This is a genomic window from Methylocapsa acidiphila B2, assembly GCF_000427445.1.
Classification (GTDB): Bacteria; Pseudomonadota; Alphaproteobacteria; order Rhizobiales; family Beijerinckiaceae; genus Methylocapsa; species Methylocapsa acidiphila.
On record NZ_ATYA01000001.1, the window covers coordinates 32,997 to 53,805 of the forward strand.

A 20,809-nucleotide genomic window follows, 5' to 3' on the forward strand; every position below is an offset into this window, starting at 1 on the left:
CGGAAGCGATCATTTCGTTAGAGCCGATCCAAGAAGAACGGATTCGAGAGCAAGGGCTTGGTTTGGTCAGGGGCTTAAGCATGAGGCAGATCATGGAAAGGCGGATGATGGCTTGGAAGCCTCCAGAACGGCGTACGAAGTCTCGAACCAAGCGGCGGATTCGACTGATCCATGTGAAGGTCGGCTGGATTACCCATCGCTTTGGCAAGACGACAAAGCGGTGGAGATTACAGCCAGGATTTGCGTGACCGAGTGATCGACGTCGCGCTGAAGGGCTTTTCAGCGCGCCAGGCGGCGGCGCGTTTCGGGTTCGGCGACGCGACAGCGATCGTCTGGGTTCGCCGCGCGCGTCAGACCGGCGAGCGCGGGGCGAGCAAACAGGGACAACCGAAGCGCTGCAAGCTCGACCCGCATAGTGGTTTCCTGCTGACGCTGATCGAGACGACGCCGGACCTGACCATCAGCGAGCTGTCGGAGCGTCTTCTCGCCGAACGCGGGATAAAGGCCGGCCACGCGACACTATGGAGTTTTCTCGACCGTTGCGGTCTGACTTGCAAAAAGAGACCCCCCATGCGAGCGAGCAGGATCGGGAGGACGTGAAGGAGCGGCGGGAGGCTTGATTCGACAGCCAGCTCGATCTCGATCCCGAAAAGCTCGTCTTCATCGACGAGACCTGGACCACGACCAATATGGCGCGCAAGAACGGCCGCGCGCCGGGGTTCCGCATGGGCATTGGAAGACAACGACATTCGTCGCCGGCCTGCGACTGACCAGAATGACGGCGCCGATGGTTCTCGACGGCCCGATCAACGGTCAATGGTTCCAGGCCTATGTCGATCAGATTCTCGTTCCGACGCTCTCGCCGGGCGACATAGTGGTGATGGACAATCTCGGAAGCCACAAGGGCGCTCGCGTGCGCAAGGCCATCGAAGCAGTCGGCGCGACGCCGCTCTATCTTCCGCCCTACAGCCCAGACTTCAATCCGATCGAGAAGGCCTTCTCCAAGCTCAAAGCGCTGCTCCGCAAAGCCGCCGAGCGGACCATCGACGCCCTACGGAACAGGATCGGCGCATTGCTGAAGGAGTTCTCCCCCACCGAATCCGCAAATTTCTTCGCCGCCGCAGGATAGGAGCCGGCTTAAGACGAATCCGCTCTAGCTCGTGCCGCAGGCGAGGCGAAACGACTTCCTTCATCGAGGCGGCGCCCCTTAAAATTGGAAAGCGTTCTTCGCAATATACAATCAGATCGTGATCCGCTCCGCGGCAGGCGGCCTCCTTGCTTGGTCCGACTCATTCGACCGGTAAGGTTTGGCACGATGATGCCGTCGGGGGTCAACCGTTTGGATGAAGCGAGCGGAGCTTTCCAACGGTCTCTAATGCCCTGCGCCCGCCATGATCATGTGTAAGGATCCTTTCGGTACAATCTCGCCGAAAAGGGGCATTGAGGTCCGATGACTGCGCGGTGGTGCGGGCGATCCAGAAAATCCGATTTGAAGCAAATCCGTGACTTTGGGCGCGCTCCCGCTAGGCGCTACTTGAGAGAAGTACGTGAAATGGTCTCTTATTTGTCAACGCCCCGTAACCAAATCTTTGAATTTATGAGCCTCAGTGGGTGACGAGTGTTAATATGCGTCTTAATCAGTTACCTTATCGAGGTTTCGACGAAAAGGATGTAGACACATCTTGCTTCTTTTGTTATCTTGGCCGTGTTTTATGTTTAAATGACATAGTAAATTATAATTATATAATACGTGATTTTGCAGAAAATCGTTTTCTTTGTAAGCAAATGGGCGGCATTTTTATTCTCTAGCGCATTTGCGCTCAACCGCGTCTTACGCATACAGCAGTCCGATAGGCGGGCGTCAATGTGTTTTGAAATAAGCAAGGATTGATAGCTGATTTAGAAGATATCAATACGGTGCTGCACCTCAAATGTAGGTTTTTAATATTTGTTTACGCATATGAATTGTAGTGTGCAGACGCAGACAAGCGGAAAGAAATTCATCGCTATGCAATCACAGCAGAATTATATCGATGATATTTTAAATACGGCTGAATTATTGTTCAGAGCTAAGGGGTATCATGCGACAACGTCTAAGGATATCGCCGAACTATGCCACATCCCAGAAGAGGAGATTTTACTTCAATTCGGAGGGACGCAAGAAATCGCACTTGCCGTCATGCAAAAACTCCAATTGTATTTCGATAGAAATATATTCATTTATGCCTACGAAAACAAGCAGTCTCCTGACATGCGGCTGTTGAATTTTAATAGCGCAGTCATGAAATTTTTTTCAACCGATAACCCTTGTTGCGTGTTTGGGATGCTCGCGGTAGAAGCGCTAGACACTACACCTCGTTTTATAGCGCCAATACAATACTATTTTGATACTTGGACTAATGCATACGAGGTGATCTTTGCAAATGTTTATGATACTGATGAGGCTGCTTTATTAGCTAACGATTTTGTTTCTGACCTTCAGGGAGCTCTCATAATGATGCGGGTCGTCGGCACGAATGAGCCTTTGTTACGACTGTCTGCGCGATCGCTAAAAGCGTTAAGATCTAGGTTGGCGACTCATTCAGATCCATGAAGTCATTATGGCGGCAAGTGCGTGGCCGGGGAGATCGTTTTGTGTGTGGTGATCATGTCCTGTTGCGACGCGTCGCAATTTCTTCAGCTTCCAGAACATGCGTTTGATAAAGTTTCTGCGTTTGTAGGCTTTGGCGTCGAGCGGGTAAGGCGTCAGTCTTTAGTCGGTCGATAGAATGACCGCCTTAGCCTTCCTGTGCTTGAGCCATGTGCGCAGGCTGGCAGCGTTGTAAGCTTTGTCCGCCACAGCCGCTTTGGCCTTGCGATGGCTCCAGACAGCGGAATAACCATCGAGATGTCGGCGACATTTCCTGGGGTCAACGCAAAAGCGCCCGGTCTGCCACGATCATCGTCCAACTCATGCATTTTTGCCTGTTCTTCGGCCGCGCGATGCGCCTTAATATGGCGAGAGTCGATTGAAAGTTCGTTCGATACGGGACCGGCGGCCGCTACTGTTTCGAAGGTGGGCTGCCAGACGCGGCGCTGTGACGAACGATTGTAGTGATTGTAGATAATCGTCGCGGCCCATAGGCCGGTGGAACATTGCGCCAGCGACATTCTGTTTTCAACACATGCAGGATGCTGGAAATGACTGTCCGATCGTCAACGCGTGGGCCTTTCCGGCTTGCTGCGCGGCAGGTGCGGCTCCAGCGCTTCCCATGCCGTATCTGACAGCCAGAACAAAGGTCTCGCCATGACATTCGCCCCCACGACTCAAATCATTGCAAAAAGATATCATAGAATCAACTGTCGGTATGGGTTCCTAACCTAACCGAATCGTCGCTCCTCAAGTCGACGATATCGACGCATTCGTCAGGAAGTTGGCCACGGTCCGTCTGTTCCGTCACCACGCGGGATTTTTGTCATGAGCATTCAGCTTGCCAGAAGTTTTGTCCAACATCCGAAGTGATCGTTTAAAAAGTTGACGTAGAGGCTCAACGGAGCCGGAGACTCGCATCATGATCAGTGCGCCTTGCAGATCAGATACGAAATCACAGGCCAATGACTGCGCTTTTACGTCTGCATATATTGCTGAAAACACAGCATAATATGCAGCGTTGCATGAGTCTATATAATTATTAATTGGGGTTGCAAATGGGGAAACGCGGTGCAAATTCTCAATTATGAAGGTTACAAAAACATAATTGCTTTTATCGTTAACAAATAGTAACCGACTTGCGTTATACATTTCAACTAGTTTTGATTGTATTACGGTAGTGTTGGAATATGCATGACAAAATACTAATGTATCTAAACGCAATTGGGCCGCCGCCAACACTTCGAGGGCTAGCGCTTCTTTATCTTTAAATAATTCGCTTTGCTTGCATGTTCCAATAAGGCATCTGTCTGATATATCGCTCAACGAAGTAGTTCTATAGCCAATTTCTGTAAATAATACTGCCGCGACAGCGATTATATCATCCGCGTTGCCTATTGTCGTTTTCATTGTAGTAAGCTTCTATGGGAGAGCTATAACTATTTAATGTAATATAGTAATGCATATTCTGCATTTAAAGGCAGCAATCTATTGGCTCATTTGAGCACCTATGACGGCCTTGAGACAACGATGTTAAGAAGGCGTACACTGGTTTGGACATGGATGTCCCGTTTGATTGTCTTGATATAGACGATTTGCGCCGGAGACAGACGATGAGGCCCTTTTAGGAGCAATTAAATTGTTGAGACGCATTTCAGCACAAATTCGCCATAATCATAGTCGCTATATGATTATGCGAAATCAATTATCAGCATAGTTGCGAAAAAGGCACAGCCTCTTTAGTCCGTCTGACAACTGTGCGGGTCCAAATCACGATGGCAGTGATTTCTGAGATAGCTTGTTATTCGGCGTGCAAATGTGGGCCTGACGCAAATTTGATGATGGCTGTTTGAATCTGCGCCGATCCGGCGAGCCTGGAGAAGATCGATCTTTGCGCGTCCATACATCTGTCGCTTAACGAGCTTGAGTTTAGTGACCTAGCCTTCGGTCTGGCCGTTTGACCAGGTTGACGAGATGGCGGCGCGGACAGCTAGCTCGTCGCGCGATGCCGTTGGCAAATGAAGCGACAAGGCTGTTGGCCTGCCCCTGGCGGGTGATCCAGGTTCAATGTTAGTGCATTTGACCCGCTGACGCTATGCTGGGGCTGGGCGAGCGCGCGCCTCCAATAGCTGGCGCGCTCGCCCATGGCGCGATGGTTCCACCTCGGGGGATAATTGTCTCGGGCGCTGGCGGCCGATAGCTGAGAGAGCTGTGTGGGCGCACGGCGTTGAAATGCCGCCGCCAGGCCTCGATCATCACCTGAGCCTCGGCCAGGCTGAAGAACATCTCACCGTTAAGCAGCTCGTCGCGGAGCTTCGAATTGAAGCTCTCGCAATGGCCATTCTCCCACGGGCTGCCTGGCTCAATATAGGCCGTCTGGGACCCGATGGCGGCGATCCATTCGCGCAAGGTCTTGGCGATGAACTCCGGGCCATTGTCCGACCTGACATAGGCTGGCGGCCCGCGCAGGATCATCAGATCGGCCAAGGTCTCCAGCACGTCGGTGGAGTTGAGGCGCCGCTTGACCCGGATCGCCAGGGCCTCGCGGGTGAACTCGTCGATGATGCAGAGCATGCGGAACTTCCGTCCATCATGGGTCCGATCCTCGACGAAGTCATAGGCCGATACATGGTTGGGCCGCTCGGCGCGCAGGCGCACGCAGGAGCCGTCGTTCAGCCACAGCCGGCCGCGTTTCGGTTGCTTTTGTGGGACTTTCAGCCCCTCCCGTCGCCAGATCCGCTGCACCCGCTTGGCGTTCACCATCCAGCCCGCGTGGCGCAGCAAAGCCGTGATCCGCCGATAGCCGTAGCGGCCATAAGCCTTGGCGAGTTCGACGATGTCGGCCGTCAGAGCCGCCTCATCGTCGCGGCCGCGGGCGGGCTCGCGCTGAGTGGACCGGGGCTGCCGGAGCACCGCGCAGGCGCGACGCTCCGACACCTTCAGTTCCGACCGAACCTTATCGACGCAGGCCCGGCGACGGGCGGGGCTTAGAAGTAATGGGATGGTCCGCTCCGCTCCCCCGCCGCAGAATGGGGCGTCTGGACAAGGAGGACCGCCATGATTCGGAACAAACCGCGCGACGCCGCCGTTTACGGCGTCGACCTCGGCAAGAACATCTTCCACGTGGTCGGGCTCGACGCCGCAGGCATGCCTATTCAGAAGGTGAAGTTTCGGCGCGAGACGTTGTTGCAATTTTTCGCGCAAGCGAAGCAGGCGATCGTCGGAATGGAGGCGTGCCCCGGCTCACAATGGTTGGCCCGCAAAATCCGTGCGATGGGCCACACGGTTCGCATCCTGCCGGCGCAATTCGTCAAGCCGTATGTCAAATCGAACAAGAACGACGCGATCGACGCCGCCGCGATCGCCGAGGCGGTCACGCGACCGACAATGCGGTTCGTGGAGATCAAGACCCCCGACCAGATGGACATGCAGGCGCTGCATCGCATTCGTGATCAATTGGTTGCGGCCCGAACCGGCTTGGTCTGCCAGATGCGCGCGTTTTGTTTGGAATACGGCGTCGCCATCCGTCAGGGCGTCGGCGTCTTCAAACTCGATCTTCCCCGCGTTTTGGCGGACGAGCAAAATGACCTCACGCCAACGATGCGACGTCTTCTTGGCGATCTCTTCGACGACTTACGCCGCTTGGAAGAGCGGATCGCCGCCGTCACGAAGGAGAACGAGGCGGCCGTCGGACAAGATGAAGTCGCCAGACGACTGATGAGCGTTCCCGGCATTGGGCCTCTGGGGGCCAGCGCGCTTCGGGCAGCCGCAGGCGATGCGAGGCAATTCCAGAAAGCCCGAGACCTCGCGGCGTGGCTTGGGCTTGTTCCGCGTCAGCATTCCACCGGAGGAAAGCCGACGCTCCTGGGCATTAGCAAGCGGGGAAACTCGTATGTTCGCCGATTATTGATCCACGGCGCGCGATCATGCGCCATGCACCTGGATCGATCGAGAGACCGATTGGGGCAATGGATCGACCAGCTTGAGCGTCGGATGCACATCAACAAGGTCGTTGTGGCGCTCGCCGCCAAGATCGCGCGCGTCGCATGGGTCATTATGAATAGGCCGGGGTCGATTTACCAGCCGCGCTCCCTCAGCGCCGCCTGAGACGACCCAGGCCGAGTTTGCGAGGTTCGAGGAATGATGACGAGACAGTCGATCGGCGCTTCGTAAGCCCTTCGGGGAAACAGGGCCTCGCGCCCGCCGAAAGTATTTGGGAACGAAGCGCGCGGATCTCATCACGGCCTGGCTGCAACCGCAGCTCGCTCGCGAGAGGCCGGATACATTTAAGCAAACTGTCGACGCCGTCAGGAACCAAAGCCTTGCAAAGACGGAGCGGACCATACATTTCCCCGGGCGGCTTCGGTCAGGATCAGCTTGTCCAGGGTCAGGTCCGATGCCACCCGCCGCAACCGGGCGTTCTCCAGCTCCAGGTCCTTCAGCCGCTTGACCTGGTCGCTCTTCAGGCCGCCGTACTCCGCACGCCAGCGGAAGTACGTCGTCTCCGTCACAGCGATCGTTTTCACCACCTCGGCGATCGACTTGCCTTGTGCTGTCAGGACATCAACCTGACGCAGCTTGGCGACAATCTCCTCCGGCTTGTGGCGCTTTATTCCCATCGCTCCATCCTTCCAAATGGTCCGCAGACCAACATACCGGATGGATCACTTCAAGGGGCGCAGACCATCCGGCGCATGACCCACGCCGATGTTCCGCAGAGCGCCGTCCGGTTCCTGACGCCAAAGCCTATCCAGATTTGCCTTGCATGCGCCCAGAAGAATGAACAACGGGACGCCGCCGCGGCAATTTTGCGAAGTTCTCTTGAAGGCTGGCGGTTCACCTGCGCCGTCTGCGGATCGAAACTCGTCGAAGTTGAACAGCACAAGGCGCCATGTCCTCAAGTACCGTCGACGCCGTTCGCAGAAATATGGAACAAGGCGCTTCACGGACAACAGCTCTTTGACAACGCCATCATCCACAATGAATGGCCGTGGGCGTCGCCCATTCACGTTTTCCGCATGCTCCTTGTGCGACGGCATTGCAGTCGCACCGAGCTGGACAATGGGTTTGACCACGGCAGAACAGCCAATCTCTTAGTTCCAGGCTTCGATGAGACCGTCCAGCAGCTCGGCATCGAGCCGCCCCGAGGTGGTCGACCCATAGTTCCCCTGCCTATTCGGCCGGCTCTCCTCGCCGCCGTGTCAATCGTCATCGACCAAGGCCCACCTGCGATCTCAGCGCTGTCGGAGGCGACAATCTTTGGCCATCGCCTGCAGTTCGAAAAGATCGTTTCGCAAATGCAGGCCGAAATTCGCGCCCGCCGGACTGTCTCACAATTGCTGCAATTCTGAGACGCCAACGAGCTTTTATCTCGCAATTAAGTGCGATAAATTGCAAAATTCGATAGAATCTCATGATTAAGCGCAACGCGACACACAGCGGCTTGAAGGAGCGTGTCGCGCTGAGCATGGCGAGGCAGGAATATTTCGTGTTGGCGAAGACGATGCGGCCCGAGGGCTCGACGGCGATCTCATGAATGTCGAGCTCCCCGGTGACCTGCGCATTGCGCCGGACGTAGAGGCGATCGAACAGATCATTGGCGAGTTCATCCGGCCCGAGCACAATCTCGAGCCGCCAGACTTCGCGCGCGGTCCCGACATAGACGCGCTGTGAGAAAGCGGCGAGACGCATGCCGCGAGAAAATCCCGCCGCGCTGATAATCGGCTGGCCGTCGCTACTACGGGCGTGCTCCAGCGCGCGGCGATAAATGGCAGCTCGATGAAGTCGTCGTCTCCATCTCCAGTGAAACTAACTGACTGCGGCATAGCACTCCCAACTCTGAGACGGTCTCGTCTCGGCTTTAGCTCGCCGCAACTGCATGAGCCTTTTTGTGTCAGAGCAACCGCGAGATCCAAAAATTCATGAAAAACCAAGCCTGCATCGAGTTCCGCGCCATTTCTGCTCACTATATTATGTTTGATTGGACTGGGTCAGGTTCGTGGAAGGGCTTTGATGGCGCGGCAAAATCAAAATGAAAGAAGTGCATCGCGGTCAGCGGCGCACAGGGGTCTCGCTTCCCAGCAATCCGCCAGGCTCTCGTTTGAGAAAGACTTGCGAGAGGTTGGATTTGGACCTGAGGAAATTCAGGGGGCTTGGTCGCGGACGGACGAAGTCGACAGGGTATCGATCGAATTAATGACCTTAGCCGCCGGTCTAGCCTCGGAGGAGGATCTAGCGTCTGAAACGGTGAAGCGTGCGCGGAACACATTGGCAAACGTCGTTGAAATGCCGTTCGAAGAGTTTGAGCGGCTTGCATTCAAGTTGTGGAGCCAATGGGAAGAGCGGAGCGGCCGAAGCCTCGCCGAAAGACCTCTTGATGCGTTTGGCGCGGGAGTCATGTTGCTAGTCGAAGATTGCGAAGAGAGGCTTGGTTGGTCCCAGTATCCGCAGGGAAATATCGGAATGGCCGCCCGCATCATCGTTCGCAGAGAGATTTATGACGCGATCGAACGGCGCTATCCTCGTCTTGGCGACGAGTGCCATCGCCAATTTAGAGCGGAATGGGATCGCTGGCTCAGCATGAAACGCGCTCAGCGCGACTAGGACGCCTTTTTCGTCGCGACGTTCCATGGGCGTGCGGATCGAAAAAAGGAAACGTCCTACGAAAAAGCGCGCTGCCCTTATCGATCCAGCCGCGAAAGACTTCGCCTGGGCATTCGCTTTTGGCGAGAGGCACGATGTTTTGCGGTTGTCTATGATCATGAACGAGTTAAGCGACGCGCGCATGCAAAACCTTTGCTGATCAAGCGGACACACGAATTAACCTCGCTTTCGCGCGCCATCGCGCAATTTCGTCCGGATCAAAGCCATGAGGACGGGACCAAGCGAGAACTCCCCTGCCCTCGCCTTCTCAGTCAAATTGCGCAAATAGCCGCCAGGACTCTTGATCGAGTCGGAGCGCTGCAGAATCGCCGCGACCACAACGGCAGCATCTTCGGCGCCGAGAACATTGCTAGCCTCCTCGAAGGCGCTTGGACTGATCCCGAGCATGGATCGGACCAGCGTCGCCGTGGCGACAAAGTCACGCCAAGACGCAATGCCTTGCTTGGCGTAATCGATCATGTCGGGGCAAGCCTCAAGGACCATACCAAGCGGATAGGATCGTTGGGGAGGCCTCGTAGGTTCCGGACAAGGCTGGATGGTCGGCCCGTGGCTTATTGGTAAGCCATGTTCAGATTCAATTTGGATGTTTGGATTTGAATTTTGTATGTGCCGTCCACTTTGGGACTCATTGGCGTCTTTTTTTATTGAATCGAGATAGTCCTCCAAGAGCTTACGGATTTCCGCCGCGAGCCTCTCCAGATCCTCCGCCAGCGGTTTGAGTTGGGCCACGCTTGCCGTTCGAGGGATGTTTGCTGCGATTGCCGCATAGGCCTTGTGGAAGCCAGCCCAGTCTCCCGGCGCGCCTTCTTCAACGCCAGCCGCGATCATTTTCACGATGTCCCGGCGGCAAAGGGTGATCCGTTCACGAACGAGAAGAAGGGCGCGCCTCTCTACCCTGGCCGCTTCGGCCATTCGCTCGAACTCGTCCGCACGGGCCACTAGAGGCGTGAGGTCAAAGCCGAAGGCGGTTTCGATCACTCCCCCCTGCCCTTTCCGGGCGTAGCGCTTGCCGTTGGGGCTATCGCGACGAATGATCAGGCCACAGTCGACCAACGCAGCCAGATAGCGGCGGAGCGTGGTCGGCGCCATGCCATGCGCCCGAAGCATCAACTGATCGTTGGACGGAAAGACGACGACGCCCCTCTCCCCGGTCAAAGTAGTCTCTGGATGAAAGGTCAAAAGCGCGTTGAGGACCGCGAGCGCGCGGTCGGAAACCCCGATCGCAGCTTTGCCCTCGCAGATAGAGCGGAAGACTTGCCATTTATGCACAGCCGCTTCAGACGGGCATGCTTTCGCTGCCGCCTGACTCGCCACCATGGCGAGCGTCAGCGGCCGCCGCCCAAAGGGCGTCGTTGATAGATCTGGCTGCATGTTCTTCACCCTGTTTTAGGCAAAGAAAAATCGCTCGCTGAAACGGCGTTGCTAGTCTTGACAACAATGGCCGGAAGTGGAATCTCTCGATTGCGAATTCTTGAGATTAGGGCTTCCTGGGCGGTGACGTTTCGGGGGCCTTTTTCTTTTGCCTTTGTTTCTCCTGGATCGACTGGGTACGCGGTTCACTCTTCCTCAGGGCTTTCAACGGCCAAGCGGAACTCTGATTTGAGATGACGACTATGGCAGAATCTCAGTCCTTGGACTGCTTTGTGTCTCCCTAATTTCCCCACGACGGGATTACAGCGTTGCTATCGCCTACTGTTGAGCAGCGGCGAGCACGACCAGAACACACTGCGAATTATGGCAGGAGTGTCATTCTCTCGCGAAAGAGTTGGAATGTGATGATGGCGTTCCCGCCTAATCGGAGTGGTTGCTGGGTTAGCGCATGAAAGCAAACCTCGCGCTTGCACAAACAATGTTGGGTCGGGAGTTAATTGCATCCCCTGCCCAATCTGTCGGCGGTGCTTCCCGTTTGGGCCTTTGCGTCGGGTGACCAAGCCGCAATTGACGAGTGCATGTTTAAGGAAGCACTCCCCAATCCGCGTTCCGACTATTTTGATGATGTCACGTCGGCTACGCATAGCCCTCTCCGGAGGCACTGCCCAAGCGCGATGCTCCCTCTGCACCACTACGACCAATGTCGTGGCTTCGCCCGTCTTTGCCAGGATCGTCTGCGGATCGGAGCCGAGCACGATCTCGGGCACGCTGGCCTGCCCTTTTCCTAGGTAGCGCATGCCTTTTGGGGTGCCACGGAGGAGGATCATCAAGCCCCCGTTGGCCACTGCCACCGGACAGCGGTGGAAGGTGAATGGCAACAGGTCGTTCGACCGGCCCCCAACTTGATTATCAGTGGCACGAGTCAGTGGCCGCCGCTCAAACAGCGTCGTTGAAAATTCTAGTTGCATCTTCTTCACCTTATTTCAGGCAAAGAAAATCCGCCCGCCGAAACGGCGCTAAAAGCTCTTGACTACGATTCGCGGAAGTGGGATTCTCTTAAGTGCTAGTTGAAGAGAAGGGCTTCCGGAGCTGATGTTTCGGGGGCCTTTTCTTTGCTATATCCCTCGGTTTGTGGTTGATTCGTAAGAAGATTACTCTTCCCGGCGATCCTCGGGGCTCGTTTGTTGGAACGTTTCGAACAGGCCCGGAAGTTGATTGATCAAATAGGCCGCAAATCCAGCGTCCGCCTTGCGATCAATTAAGATTTTCACTTCATTCTCTGATTGCGTCACCCGAGCAACTTGATGACCCGATATCGTGGCGACTGTCCAATTCGGCTCTTTGCGGACTTCTACTTCCGAGTTGGAGGCCGATAACAAGACTAAAAATCGTGTATCAGAATCATTTTCATTAAAGCCCGGATTTCTAATCGCTGCTCGCATTCTCTTAATGGAATCTAAGTTCTTTGCGGCATCCGCAAGTGCTTGCCACCTACCTCGTCCCACCTTCGGAGCCCGCCCAATAGCAGCTATTAGATCGTCTGGAATCGTTCGCGCCACAGAGACAAGCTTCGATGCCTCAGCACGATCGACAGACAAAGCTTCTTGGATTACGGACCGGTCGTGACCAGCATCTTCGAGGCGCATAGCGAAGACTGCGCGCTCAATGAAGGAAAGATCTTGCCGGGCCGAATTTTCGATACCCTGCGCGATGACGAGATCTTGATCCGATAATGTTCTAATGGCTGCTTTGACCAGCTGGCCGAGTTCGCGAAGAACTCGAACCCGTCGATGTCCATACGCAACTTGGTATCGGCCCGGCGACGCCGGATGCTGGCGAACCAAAATTGGCACTTCTTGCCCATTGGCTTTGATTGAGGCTTTGAGGGCCTCCAATGACGGATCGTCGACGTCGGCGAACCGGTCGGCAACAGGAGACGGATCGATCAGTGTCGGATCGATGTCGAGGATCGCCGCCCCTCCCGCCAAGGCCTCACGGAGCGCATCGTTCTCTCGCTCGATCCCCGTCAACGAATCCTTCATTGACCGAACCGAACCTGGAGAGACCTTGGGCCGGAATGCGGCATTGTTGTCGGCTGACAACGTCTCCGCCTGCGGGGCCGTGAACAGGGACCGGATGGTGTCAGTGCGCTTACTCATCGACCCCAAACCCTTTTTACAAGATCAACGATCTCTGCATTGACAGCATCGATCGATTCCAAAGCGCGATCGTAAGCGGCCCTGCCAACTGAACCCCGATCAAGTTCATAGAGTGACTGCTTAGTAAGTCCGGCGTTAGCAATCGCCGTCGATTTCCATGCCGTCGCCCTCAATACATCGTTGACAAAAAGACCTCTCAAAAGAGCAACAATCTGCGCTTCAGGCACGTCGTTCGGGTCATGGCGCGTCACGACGTATCGCAGAAAATCGTGGTCTATATGGCCGCCAGCGTCTTCGATCACTGACATCAGATCGGCCGTCATAAGCAGGAATTGGCTCATTGACGCTACATCGACCATCTGTGGATGGATCGTAACGACCATTGCCGTAGCAGCATTGAGCGCCCCGAGAGTCAGATACCCAAGCTGCGGCGGGCAGTCGATTACGACGACATCGAACTCATCTGCAACTTCCTCAATTGCAGCGGCGACGCGCCGAAAAAACATCTGGGAGCCCCGCGCCTTGCCATCTGCGATAGCCCTTGGGGTATCGTGCTCGAACTCCATAAGTTCCAGGTTACCCGGGACCAAACTGACCCCATCAAAATAAGTCGCGCGGATAACGTCTCGCATCGATCTTCGACTCGCGTCATACCGTATCGCGCCGTACAGGGTCTCGTTTTCTCCGATCTCAAACTCGGGCTGATAGCCAAACATTGCCGACAAGGAGGCTTGTGGATCAAGATCAATCGCCAGAACACGAAACCCGTGCAAAGCAAGGTATTGCGTCAGGTAGAGACTGGTCGTGGTCTTAGCTGAACCGCCTTTAAAGTTCGCTACAGCGAGCACCTGAAGCTTATCGCCCGACCGTCGACCAGGCTGAAAATGAAGCGCTTCCTTCGGTCTAGCTCGTGCTAAATATGTGCGAAGATCGTTAATCTGTGCCAAACTATAGGATCGGCGGCCGCCCGACGACAAGACCGGCTTTGGGCCAAGTCCATCGAGAGAGAGTTGACGTAAATAGCCGTCTGAAACACCGAGAACGCGAGCTACTTCACCAGAAGTAAAGGAGCGCAGGCTCTTGACCGAAGATGGCGGGAACATTGCTGAGCGAAGCGACCGCAGCTGGCCGGACAAAATAGCAGCATGTCTGGCGACATGTGTCGAAGACGTTTCTATGGGCCGTTCTGCTTGAGCTGGTAACACCGCCGGTATCCTTGCCAGACGGTAGACTGGCGTCAGACGCCTAGTTTCCGTCTCGTGAAAGAGACGCACGATTCGGCGTTCGTGGCAAGCGATTATGTGTTTACGAAAGGTTAACAAGCAGACGTTTAGCAGACTACAATTGCCCGCATACTTTCAATTCGGCAACTTTGCTGAAACAAATGTACTTTGAAAAGCATTCATTGTGACTGCTTCTGGCTTCGTGTGAAGTCGGCTTTTGACCGAGAAGTAAGCGGCGGCGATCGGGGCTATGCGCAGTCACAAACACCACTTTTCATCCCCGAAGGTCAGCGGAGGGCTCTATTATGGCGTGGGATCGATAAAGCCCCCGCCCGCACGATGCGAATGTTGTCAGCAGACAACGTCCGTCGCCAAAACGCCCAAACCAAACACACCGTCAGTCCATTCCAAGCGTACGCGATGTAACGTACATGACACCTCACCCTAGTCCTTAAGACCAGCCCTTTGGGGGGAGCTAAATTGGGGCTCCGCCGATCACCGAAGCACGCTAATCTCTTCAGCCTCAGACTCGGCCTTGTTCGCCGATACTAGCAAAGTTAGCGTAACGCCGTGACATTGCGCAAATGAGCCCCAAAGCGCACCGGGAGCACAGAAAATCCTTCGACTTGAGCTCCTGCCCTATTAAACCATCCATATGGCCTTGCCCGACTGCTGCTCGGTGTCTTTGTAATAGCTAGCGCATCTCGGGCCGCGCGCTGTTGTGACTGCTGCTTCGCCTCAGGAAACGCGGCTCCGCGCCGAGCCGCCTCAGTGAGACCGCCGGTCTGCGAACCATAAGAAAACTCATTCGAATTGCGCCAAGCCATCCCGATCCACGGCTTCAGGGTCATGTTGCCTGCCTGCGGGGGGGCCCTCTATCCTTGAGGGCGCTCCGTCGATCGATTCTCCGGAAGATCGCCACGGGGTTTCACGGCTGCTCCCTCCGCCCGAGGTCAAGGCCACAACCATGAGCGCCGCGGCACTGCGTCAACGAGGCAACCAACTTGCCGATCGCAAGGAGCTTCTCGAACATGTCCGCCGTAACTACCGTTTTGCTTTTGGTTTTGCACTTCCGCGTCATCCGCCGCGCCGCCGCCCTGACCGCGAGCCTGATTGCCGGCCGCACCGCCGGCCAGGCGAAAGGTCCCTTCGCCCCCTTCCAATGATGCAGCGCCGTCCAGATCGACCGGGCGGCCACACGGTCGCAGGCGCATGCGGACTCTCGACCCGCAACAGATCTTCCGCGCGCAAAAACGCAGCGATCTCGGCTGGCATGCCATGGTTCGGATTGGTTTCGCGCTGGGCCGAGTACCAGAGATGATGTGCTAGAAATTTCAAGGCGAGCGCCGCCTCGGGGCGTCGGCCAGGGCAGGGCCTCCGGTCGCCGCGAGCGGCCGGGGCCTTTGAGATGCGGTCGAGGGTCGCAAGCGGAGCGGCCTCGCCAATCGCCAGAGCGAGATAGGCGGCGTCATAGGCGCTGAGCTGATGCACTCTGGCCAAGGTCAGAACCGCATGATCTTCGCCCGTCCCGAATGCCGCAGGGGCAAAAGGTTGAACCGCTCGATCGCCTGAGGCAAAAAACTCTCGCGCACGCCCTGTCGCTTCACGGCGCCAGAAACAGGCTGCGGTTCTCGTGGCGCAAAAGATCAGGGACCAAAGCCGGACTCTCGCGCAAAAAATCCAGGAGCGCGTCCCTCTCCGGCGCCTGTTCGTCCGGCATCAGCCTGGCGGCGACCATCGACGCGTCAGCGACGAACGCCATTTAGCACTGCCCCTCGGCTTTCCAGTCCAGAATCTCGTCCAGGCTGACCGGAGCCAGCGCGAAGGCGTTCCGTCCGGCCTTAATCTCGGCGATGACCGCGGTGACGTCATTGTCTGTCGCTTTTGCTTAAAAACGGCAATTTGAATCGTTTAGTTAAAAACGCTGTGTTCGATTTTGTCTTAGCGATTCGACGTCATGCTCAAGATCACTTTGACTTCATCAGTTTTTTTGCCTCATAGCCCGGCAGCCTTGGTGAGATTGACCCGGAACTTATCCCGTCGCCGCTGATAGCGGCGCGTCATCTCGGCGGAGGCGTGGCCAAGCTGCTTTTGGACATAGCGCTCGTCGACCTCGGCCGAGCTCGCGAGCCCGGCGCGCAGGGAGTGGCCAGCGAATTTGCGCTTGCGCTCGCCCTCTGAGAGGTCGCCGCGCACGCCGGCGGCGAGCGCCGTCCGCTGCACGAGCCGTGCGACATGTTTGTCGGTCAGGCGGTCGGCGCCGACTTTGGCCCCGCCGACCCGGCGGAAGAGGGGCCCGTGGCTGATCCGGGCGAACTTGAGCCAGCGTTCGAGGGCGGCGACCGGACAGGTCGCCTCGGACGAACCGCGGCCGATCTCGACCTCGCGCCAGCCGGTCTTCCCTTTGATCTGGACGAGAAGGCCCTTTTTCTCGATCGCCGCCCAGCCCGAAGCGTCCTCCGTCTGGCCTGGGCCGCAATCGAGGCCGACGATCTCGCTCCGCCGCAAGCCGCCGGCGAAGCCGACGAGGAGGATGGCGCGATCGCGCAAGCCGCGCAGCTCATGATCGAGCGTCGCCAGCATGGCCAAGAGATCCACGGCGAGCACCGCCTCCTTCTGGTCGGGCGGGCGACCATGCTTGCGGCGAATCCCGGCCATGACCTCGGCGATATGTCGGTCGTGCCGGTCCAGCTTTAGGCCGCGCTGGGCGAACTGCCAGGCTAGCGCCGAAAGCCGTCGCTCGATCGACCGCACGGCAAGGGCCTGTCCGCGCGCGCCCAAGGCGGCGTCGGAGGCGCAGGCGGCGAGATAGAGGCCAACGACTTGCGAGTCCGGGGGCAGGGGAGAAAAGCCGCGGCGCCGCGCCCAGGCGGAAAAATGACGCCAATCGGCGGCGTAGGCGCGGTTGGTGTTCTCCGCCTTGGCGCCGCGGGCGTAATCCTTCGCCGTCTCGGCGAGCTTTTCGAGAGGGGTTGAAAGCCGCGAAGCGTGTTCGGGCGCGGGCGCCAAAGTCTTAAGCGCATCGTCCTTTCGCGCCTCCTTGGCGGGGTCCGGGGCCTTTGGCGGCCCGGCGGCGGGGCGGGGCTGCGGCGCGAAAGGCGCTTCTCGGGGGGAATTTTCGGTCATTTCGCCGGGGCTCCCCGCGGCATTCGGGCCGATTTCCGGGCTTTTGGGCGGATTTTCCCGCATTTCGAGCTCGCCTTCCTGCGCCGCGAATCTATGTCCGATAATGCAATCTTATCGGACATGATAACGCAAGGACAGGCGCGGCGGTTTTTGCCATTTTAGGTAGCATTAAGCGCCGCATCGAGCTAAGCTTCGCCATGCCTCCGCGCCGCCGGACCCTTCCGCCAAACCCGCCCGCCTTCCCGCCCTTTCCGAGCTGGGCGAGAGTCGGCGCCCCGCCGGAATCGCCCGGGGAGGCCGCATTCCTCGCCGGCGCGGCGCTCGCCGCCCTCCATCCGATCGCCCGCGCCGAGCATCCCCTCGCTTCGCTCTGGCGCCAACGCCTGGCGCTCGCCTGCGCCGCGGCCGTCGCAAGGCGGGGCGGCCGCACGGAAGACGAGGCGGCGCTGCGCGACGCCTGGTATCTCCGCCGCGCCGGCGACGATCCCGGCCCCGCCGGGCGGATCCTCGAAGCCTGGCGCGCCTTAAGCCAGCGCGCCGCCTTGCGATCGGAGGACTGGACGCTCCATCTCGCCGCCATGCTGGAGTTGCGGCTCGATGACGGTCTGCAAGACGTCCTCTCCGTCGCGGCCAAGCTCGCAAAAGGGCAGGGGAGCGCCGTCGCGGCGGCGGCCGAGATCGCCGCGGTCAGCCTGCGCTTCCGGCCGGATTCGGACGCCCTCGCGCTCTGGCTCGCCGACGCCGTGCTCGCCCATCGCCTGAATTGGCCGGCGCCCGTTCCGCTCCTTGCGGGCCAAGTCCTGGCGGGCCAAGTCCTGGCGGGCCAAGTCCTGGCGGGCCAAGTCCTGGCGGGCCAAGTCCTGGCGGGCCAAGTCCTGGCGGGCCAAGTCCTGGCGGGCCAAGTTCTGGCGGGCCAAGTTCTGGCGGGCCAAGTTCTGGCGGGCCAAGTTCTGGCCGGCCAGCGCCGCCGCGGCGATTTTTTCCGCGCGGCGAAGCGGCAGGGCGACGACGACGCCCGGCTGACCGCCTGCTGCGTCGGCTACGCCCGGGCGGCGGCCGCCGCGGCGGATCTTTACGCCGATCTCGCCCGCCGCGCCGAGCGGCTTTTGGCGGTCGCGCCCAAGCTGCGCGGCAAGGACGCCGACATCATGGCGGCCATCCTGATCGGCGAAGACGCGCAAGCCGCCAATTGCGGCGGACCGGGGAAGACGACGAGCGACCGCTCGAGCCGGCGGCTGTTCGAGCGGCTCGTCGCCCTTGGCGCCGTGCGCGAGCTCACCGGCCGGGCGACGTTCCGGCTCTACGGGTTGTGACGCGATGGTCCGGCGCGCCAAACGCGAAGCTGCGTTCGATGCGGAGCTGGCGGACCTCCCGTCGGAGCTGCGCTGGCGGACCTGGATGGGCCGCGTCGAGGCCGTCATCTTCGCTTCCGCGGAACCCGTCGCGCGGGAAATGCTGGCCCGGCTCGTCGGCCGCGCCTGCAACCTCGATCTCATCATCGCGGACATCAGCGACGAGCTCTCCGGGCGGCCCTATGAGCTCGCTTCCGTCGCCGGCGGCTGGCGACTCCAAACTCGGAAAGGTTTCGCTGACGCCATTCGCGCCGCTTCAGGCATAAGCGAGGAGGGGAAGGCGCTGTCCCAGGCCGAGGCGCTCGTGCTCGCCGCGATCGCCTATTATCAGCCGATCGCCCGCGCCGAGCTTTCGGAATTTTTCGGGAAGGAAGTAAGCCGTGACTTGATCGGCCGCCTGCGCGCGCAAAATTTCATCGCCCCGGGACCGCGGAGCCCGCGTCCCGGCGCGCCCTACGCCTTGGTGACGACGAAAACCTTTCTGGCGCAATTCGGGTTCGAGAGCCTGCGCGACCTGCCGGATATGGAGGCCCTCGAGGACGCCGGCCTGCTCGCCAAGGAGAATCTCTTGGCGGGGGATTTTCCGAGCGGATTCGCCGCGGCGGGCGACGCCGACGAAGGCGACGATCGGCCCGAAGCGGACGAGACCGCCGTCGACGGGACGGACGCATGAGGATCGGGCGCGATCGCAGATGTCAAAACGTCGATGGTTATTGAAGCGCAGATCCCTTAGCTTTCCGTCAAGGTACGGTCGCCTTAATCTCGCGAAGCTGCGCGGCGATGAAATCCGCGAAGGCCCGCGCGGACGCCCTCGCAGCGCGACCGGCGGGCAGGATCAAATTGATATCGGATGTCCCAATCTCCCAGTCCGGTAAAAGCCTCACGAGAGAGCCCGCTTCAAGCTCGGCCTGGACGCCTCCCTGTCCGGTGGAGAGCACCCCCAAGCCTGCGATCGCTGCCGCCGTCGCCGCTTCCGCGGCATCAATGACAAGGCGCCCCTGAACGCGAACCGATGTCGTCTTTCCACCTTTGCGGAATGACCAGCCTTCAGAACTGCGGCCCGCCGGCCCAATGATGAGCGTGTGTCCCAACAAATCGGACGGCGTGAGCGGCGTTTCCACTTGGGCGAGGTAAGCGGGAGCGGCGACAAGAACCCGATGGACTGCGCCGACCTTGCGGGCGACGGCGGTGCTATCGCTCAACGCTCCAATGCGCACAGCCACGTCGATGGAATCGCCAATGTGTCAGCGACTGGTTAATGAGGCTCTGGTGCGAACCGCTGAGACGGGTCATATTCGCCGCAAACTGGCCTTTGGAGCAAGCGAACCCCGATGCTGAGCATGGATGATCTTTTCAAGGGCCGCCATTTCGACCGGGAGATCATCATCCTCTGCGTCCGGTGGTATCTTCGGTTCAAGCTTAGCTTTCGAGATCTCGTAGAAATGATGGCTGAGCGGGGAATGACCCTGGCGCATACGACCATCATGCGCTGGATCCAGCGCTATGTTCCGGAATTCGAAAAGCGCTGGAACCGCTTCGCCTGCCGGGCCGGAGCCTCGTGGCGCGTCGACGAGACCTATGTGAAGATCAAAGGCTGCTGGACCTACCTCTATCGCGCTGTCGACAAGCAAGGAAAGACGGTGGATTTCCTCCTCCGCGCCAAGCGGGATGTCGCAGCCGCCAAGGCGTTTTTCCGTCGGGCGTTCAAGAGCCAGGGGCGGCTGCCGCGCGCCATCACGCTTGATGGCTATCAGGCTTCGCATCGGGCGGCCCGGGAAATCCTTGGCGAACATCATCGTGGCAAGCGAACCAAAATCAGGTCCTCGAAATATCTCAACAATCTGATCGAGCGGGACCATCGTTCGATCAAACTTCGATTGGGTCCAATGCTTGGATTGAAGCGCTTCCGGAGCGCCTCAATCACCATAGCCGGCATCGAACTGATGCATCGGATCAGAAAAGGTCAATTCAAACTCGGAAGGCTTCGCATCAAAGATAACCGGGCGCCCGAAATCTGGAATGCGGTGCTCGCTGCATGACCTCGCACAGGCCCCTGTCGTTTCGTTGTGCTCTCATGGAAAATTTGCACCATGTGTGGACGCCCCCATCGGCGCAAGGAGAATCTTCTGGATAGCTGCAGCGCGTCGTCGGGTGCTGACATGTGTCCGGCCTCTAATGCAGCTCTTCACGCGCCGCGGGCCCGTATGGGAGTTCGCGGATCGGGTCCAAATCAGAGCCACGTGCTTTATGCACGCCGGTGCAAACTGGTTTTCCCGATCCCGTCTC

General features: G+C 58.2%; 16 protein-coding genes and 6 pseudogenes. 10 read left to right on the forward strand and 12 right to left on the reverse strand.

The window, feature by feature from the left end; translation table 11 throughout:
* The first annotated feature begins 201 nt into the window (after nucleotides 1–201).
* Both METAC_RS25495 and METAC_RS0100280 read left to right on the forward strand, forming a co-directional pair.
* Nucleotides 202–1,129 (forward strand): annotated as a pseudogene (locus METAC_RS25495) (IS630 family transposase).
* An 843-nt stretch (nucleotides 1,130–1,972) separates the two neighbouring features.
* Nucleotides 1,973–2,593, forward strand: a complete 621-nt coding sequence (locus tag METAC_RS0100280; protein ID WP_198017136.1) for a TetR/AcrR family transcriptional regulator — start codon at nucleotides 1,973–1,975, stop codon at nucleotides 2,591–2,593.
* Here METAC_RS0100280 and METAC_RS26120 read toward each other — a convergent pair.
* From METAC_RS26120 to METAC_RS0100295, 4 genes and pseudogenes are all read right to left on the reverse strand, one after another.
* Nucleotides 2,582–3,288: pseudogene (locus METAC_RS26120) on the reverse strand (IS5 family transposase). The gene METAC_RS0100280 and the pseudogene METAC_RS26120 overlap by 12 nt on opposite strands.
* A 148-nt stretch (nucleotides 3,289–3,436) precedes the next feature.
* On the reverse strand, nucleotides 3,437–4,039 hold the full coding sequence (locus METAC_RS26125; protein WP_156898037.1) for a TetR family transcriptional regulator: 603 nt from the start codon (nucleotides 4,037–4,039) through the stop codon (nucleotides 3,437–3,439).
* A gap of 449 nt (nucleotides 4,040–4,488) precedes the next feature.
* Nucleotides 4,489–4,663: pseudogene (locus tag METAC_RS27375) on the reverse strand (transposase); the annotation flags it as partial.
* A gap of 36 nt (nucleotides 4,664–4,699) precedes the next feature.
* Nucleotides 4,700–5,623: pseudogene (locus METAC_RS0100295) on the reverse strand (IS3 family transposase); the annotation flags it as partial.
* A gap of 63 nt (nucleotides 5,624–5,686) precedes the next feature.
* Here METAC_RS0100295 and METAC_RS0100300 point away from each other — a divergent pair.
* The gene (locus METAC_RS0100300; RefSeq protein WP_026605518.1) at nucleotides 5,687–6,736 is read left to right on the forward strand and encodes an IS110 family RNA-guided transposase; all 1,050 of its coding nucleotides are present in this window, start codon (nucleotides 5,687–5,689) and stop codon (nucleotides 6,734–6,736) included.
* A 230-nt stretch (nucleotides 6,737–6,966) separates the two neighbouring features.
* Here the strand turns inward: METAC_RS0100300 and METAC_RS0100305 are convergent.
* Nucleotides 6,967–7,248: pseudogene (locus METAC_RS0100305) on the reverse strand (transposase); the annotation flags it as partial.
* A gap of 189 nt (nucleotides 7,249–7,437) precedes the next feature.
* On the opposite strand from METAC_RS0100305, the gene METAC_RS26925 reads away from it, so the two are divergent.
* Both METAC_RS26925 and METAC_RS27270 read left to right on the forward strand, forming a co-directional pair.
* Complete coding sequence (locus tag METAC_RS26925; RefSeq protein WP_245257394.1) at nucleotides 7,438–7,980, forward strand: hypothetical protein; 543 nt, start codon at nucleotides 7,438–7,440, stop codon at nucleotides 7,978–7,980.
* Between the two features lie 62 nt (nucleotides 7,981–8,042).
* Nucleotides 8,043–8,165, forward strand: coding sequence for a hypothetical protein (locus METAC_RS27270; protein WP_280642939.1), 123 nt, complete (start codon nucleotides 8,043–8,045; stop codon nucleotides 8,163–8,165).
* Here METAC_RS27270 and METAC_RS26930 read toward each other — a convergent pair.
* A pseudogene (locus METAC_RS26930) lies at nucleotides 8,126–8,320 on the reverse strand (DUF4915 domain-containing protein); the annotation flags it as partial. The gene METAC_RS27270 and the pseudogene METAC_RS26930 sit on opposite strands and share 40 nt — an antisense overlap.
* A gap of 321 nt (nucleotides 8,321–8,641) precedes the next feature.
* On the opposite strand from METAC_RS26930, the gene METAC_RS0100320 reads away from it, so the two are divergent.
* The gene (locus METAC_RS0100320; RefSeq protein ID WP_026605522.1) at nucleotides 8,642–9,232 is read left to right on the forward strand and encodes a hypothetical protein; all 591 of its coding nucleotides are present in this window, start codon (nucleotides 8,642–8,644) and stop codon (nucleotides 9,230–9,232) included.
* Nucleotides 9,233–9,448: 216 nt separating this feature from the next.
* On the opposite strand, the gene repC is transcribed toward METAC_RS0100320, so the two are convergent.
* The 3 genes from repC to repA all read right to left on the reverse strand — a co-directional run bounded on the left by repC (nucleotide 9,449) and on the right by repA (nucleotide 14,036).
* Complete coding sequence (gene repC, locus METAC_RS0100330) at nucleotides 9,449–10,663, reverse strand: plasmid replication protein RepC (protein ID WP_026605523.1); 1,215 nt, start codon at nucleotides 10,661–10,663, stop codon at nucleotides 9,449–9,451.
* A 1,151-nt stretch (nucleotides 10,664–11,814) separates the two neighbouring features.
* A complete protein-coding gene (gene repB, locus METAC_RS0100335; protein ID WP_026605524.1) occupies nucleotides 11,815–12,822 on the reverse strand; it encodes a plasmid partitioning protein RepB in 1,008 nt (335 codons plus the stop codon).
* Nucleotides 12,819–14,036 (reverse strand): plasmid partitioning protein RepA, encoded by a 1,218-nt coding sequence (repA, locus tag METAC_RS0100340; protein ID WP_156898055.1) that lies wholly within the window; start codon nucleotides 14,034–14,036, stop codon nucleotides 12,819–12,821. Before repA ends, repB begins: the two co-directional genes overlap by 4 nt.
* Nucleotides 14,037–15,076: 1,040 nt before the next feature.
* Between repA and METAC_RS27275 the strand changes: the two genes are divergently transcribed.
* Nucleotides 15,077–15,211 (forward strand): hypothetical protein, encoded by a 135-nt coding sequence (locus METAC_RS27275; RefSeq protein ID WP_280642934.1) that lies wholly within the window; start codon nucleotides 15,077–15,079, stop codon nucleotides 15,209–15,211.
* A 437-nt stretch (nucleotides 15,212–15,648) separates the two neighbouring features.
* Here the strand turns inward: METAC_RS27275 and METAC_RS26130 are convergent, their stop codons facing one another.
* Together METAC_RS26130 and METAC_RS0100355 are read right to left on the reverse strand one after the other, a co-directional pair.
* Nucleotides 15,649–15,807, reverse strand: a complete 159-nt coding sequence (locus METAC_RS26130) for a PIN domain-containing protein (RefSeq protein WP_156898038.1) — start codon at nucleotides 15,805–15,807, stop codon at nucleotides 15,649–15,651.
* 233 nt (nucleotides 15,808–16,040) lie between these two features.
* Nucleotides 16,041–17,171, reverse strand: a complete 1,131-nt coding sequence (locus METAC_RS0100355; RefSeq protein ID WP_156898039.1) for a tyrosine-type recombinase/integrase — start codon at nucleotides 17,169–17,171, stop codon at nucleotides 16,041–16,043.
* A 197-nt stretch (nucleotides 17,172–17,368) separates the two neighbouring features.
* Between METAC_RS0100355 and METAC_RS0100360 the strand changes: the two genes are divergently transcribed.
* Both METAC_RS0100360 and scpB read left to right on the forward strand, forming a co-directional pair.
* Complete coding sequence (locus METAC_RS0100360) at nucleotides 17,369–18,484, forward strand: DUF1403 family protein (RefSeq protein ID WP_026605527.1); 1,116 nt, start codon at nucleotides 17,369–17,371, stop codon at nucleotides 18,482–18,484.
* A gap of 4 nt (nucleotides 18,485–18,488) precedes the next feature.
* Nucleotides 18,489–19,196 (forward strand): SMC-Scp complex subunit ScpB, encoded by a 708-nt coding sequence (gene scpB, locus METAC_RS0100365; protein ID WP_026605528.1) that lies wholly within the window; start codon nucleotides 18,489–18,491, stop codon nucleotides 19,194–19,196.
* A gap of 67 nt (nucleotides 19,197–19,263) precedes the next feature.
* Here the strand turns inward: scpB and METAC_RS21585 are convergent, their stop codons facing one another.
* Nucleotides 19,264–19,746: a LysR substrate-binding domain-containing protein gene (locus tag METAC_RS21585; RefSeq protein WP_198017137.1), complete on the reverse strand. Its 483-nt coding sequence runs from the start codon at nucleotides 19,744–19,746 to the stop codon at nucleotides 19,264–19,266.
* Between the two features lie 108 nt (nucleotides 19,747–19,854).
* On the opposite strand from METAC_RS21585, the gene METAC_RS0100375 reads away from it, so the two are divergent.
* Nucleotides 19,855–20,562: an IS6 family transposase gene (locus METAC_RS0100375; protein WP_026605529.1), complete on the forward strand. Its 708-nt coding sequence runs from the start codon at nucleotides 19,855–19,857 to the stop codon at nucleotides 20,560–20,562.
* The last annotated feature ends 247 nt before the right edge of the window (nucleotides 20,563–20,809 follow it).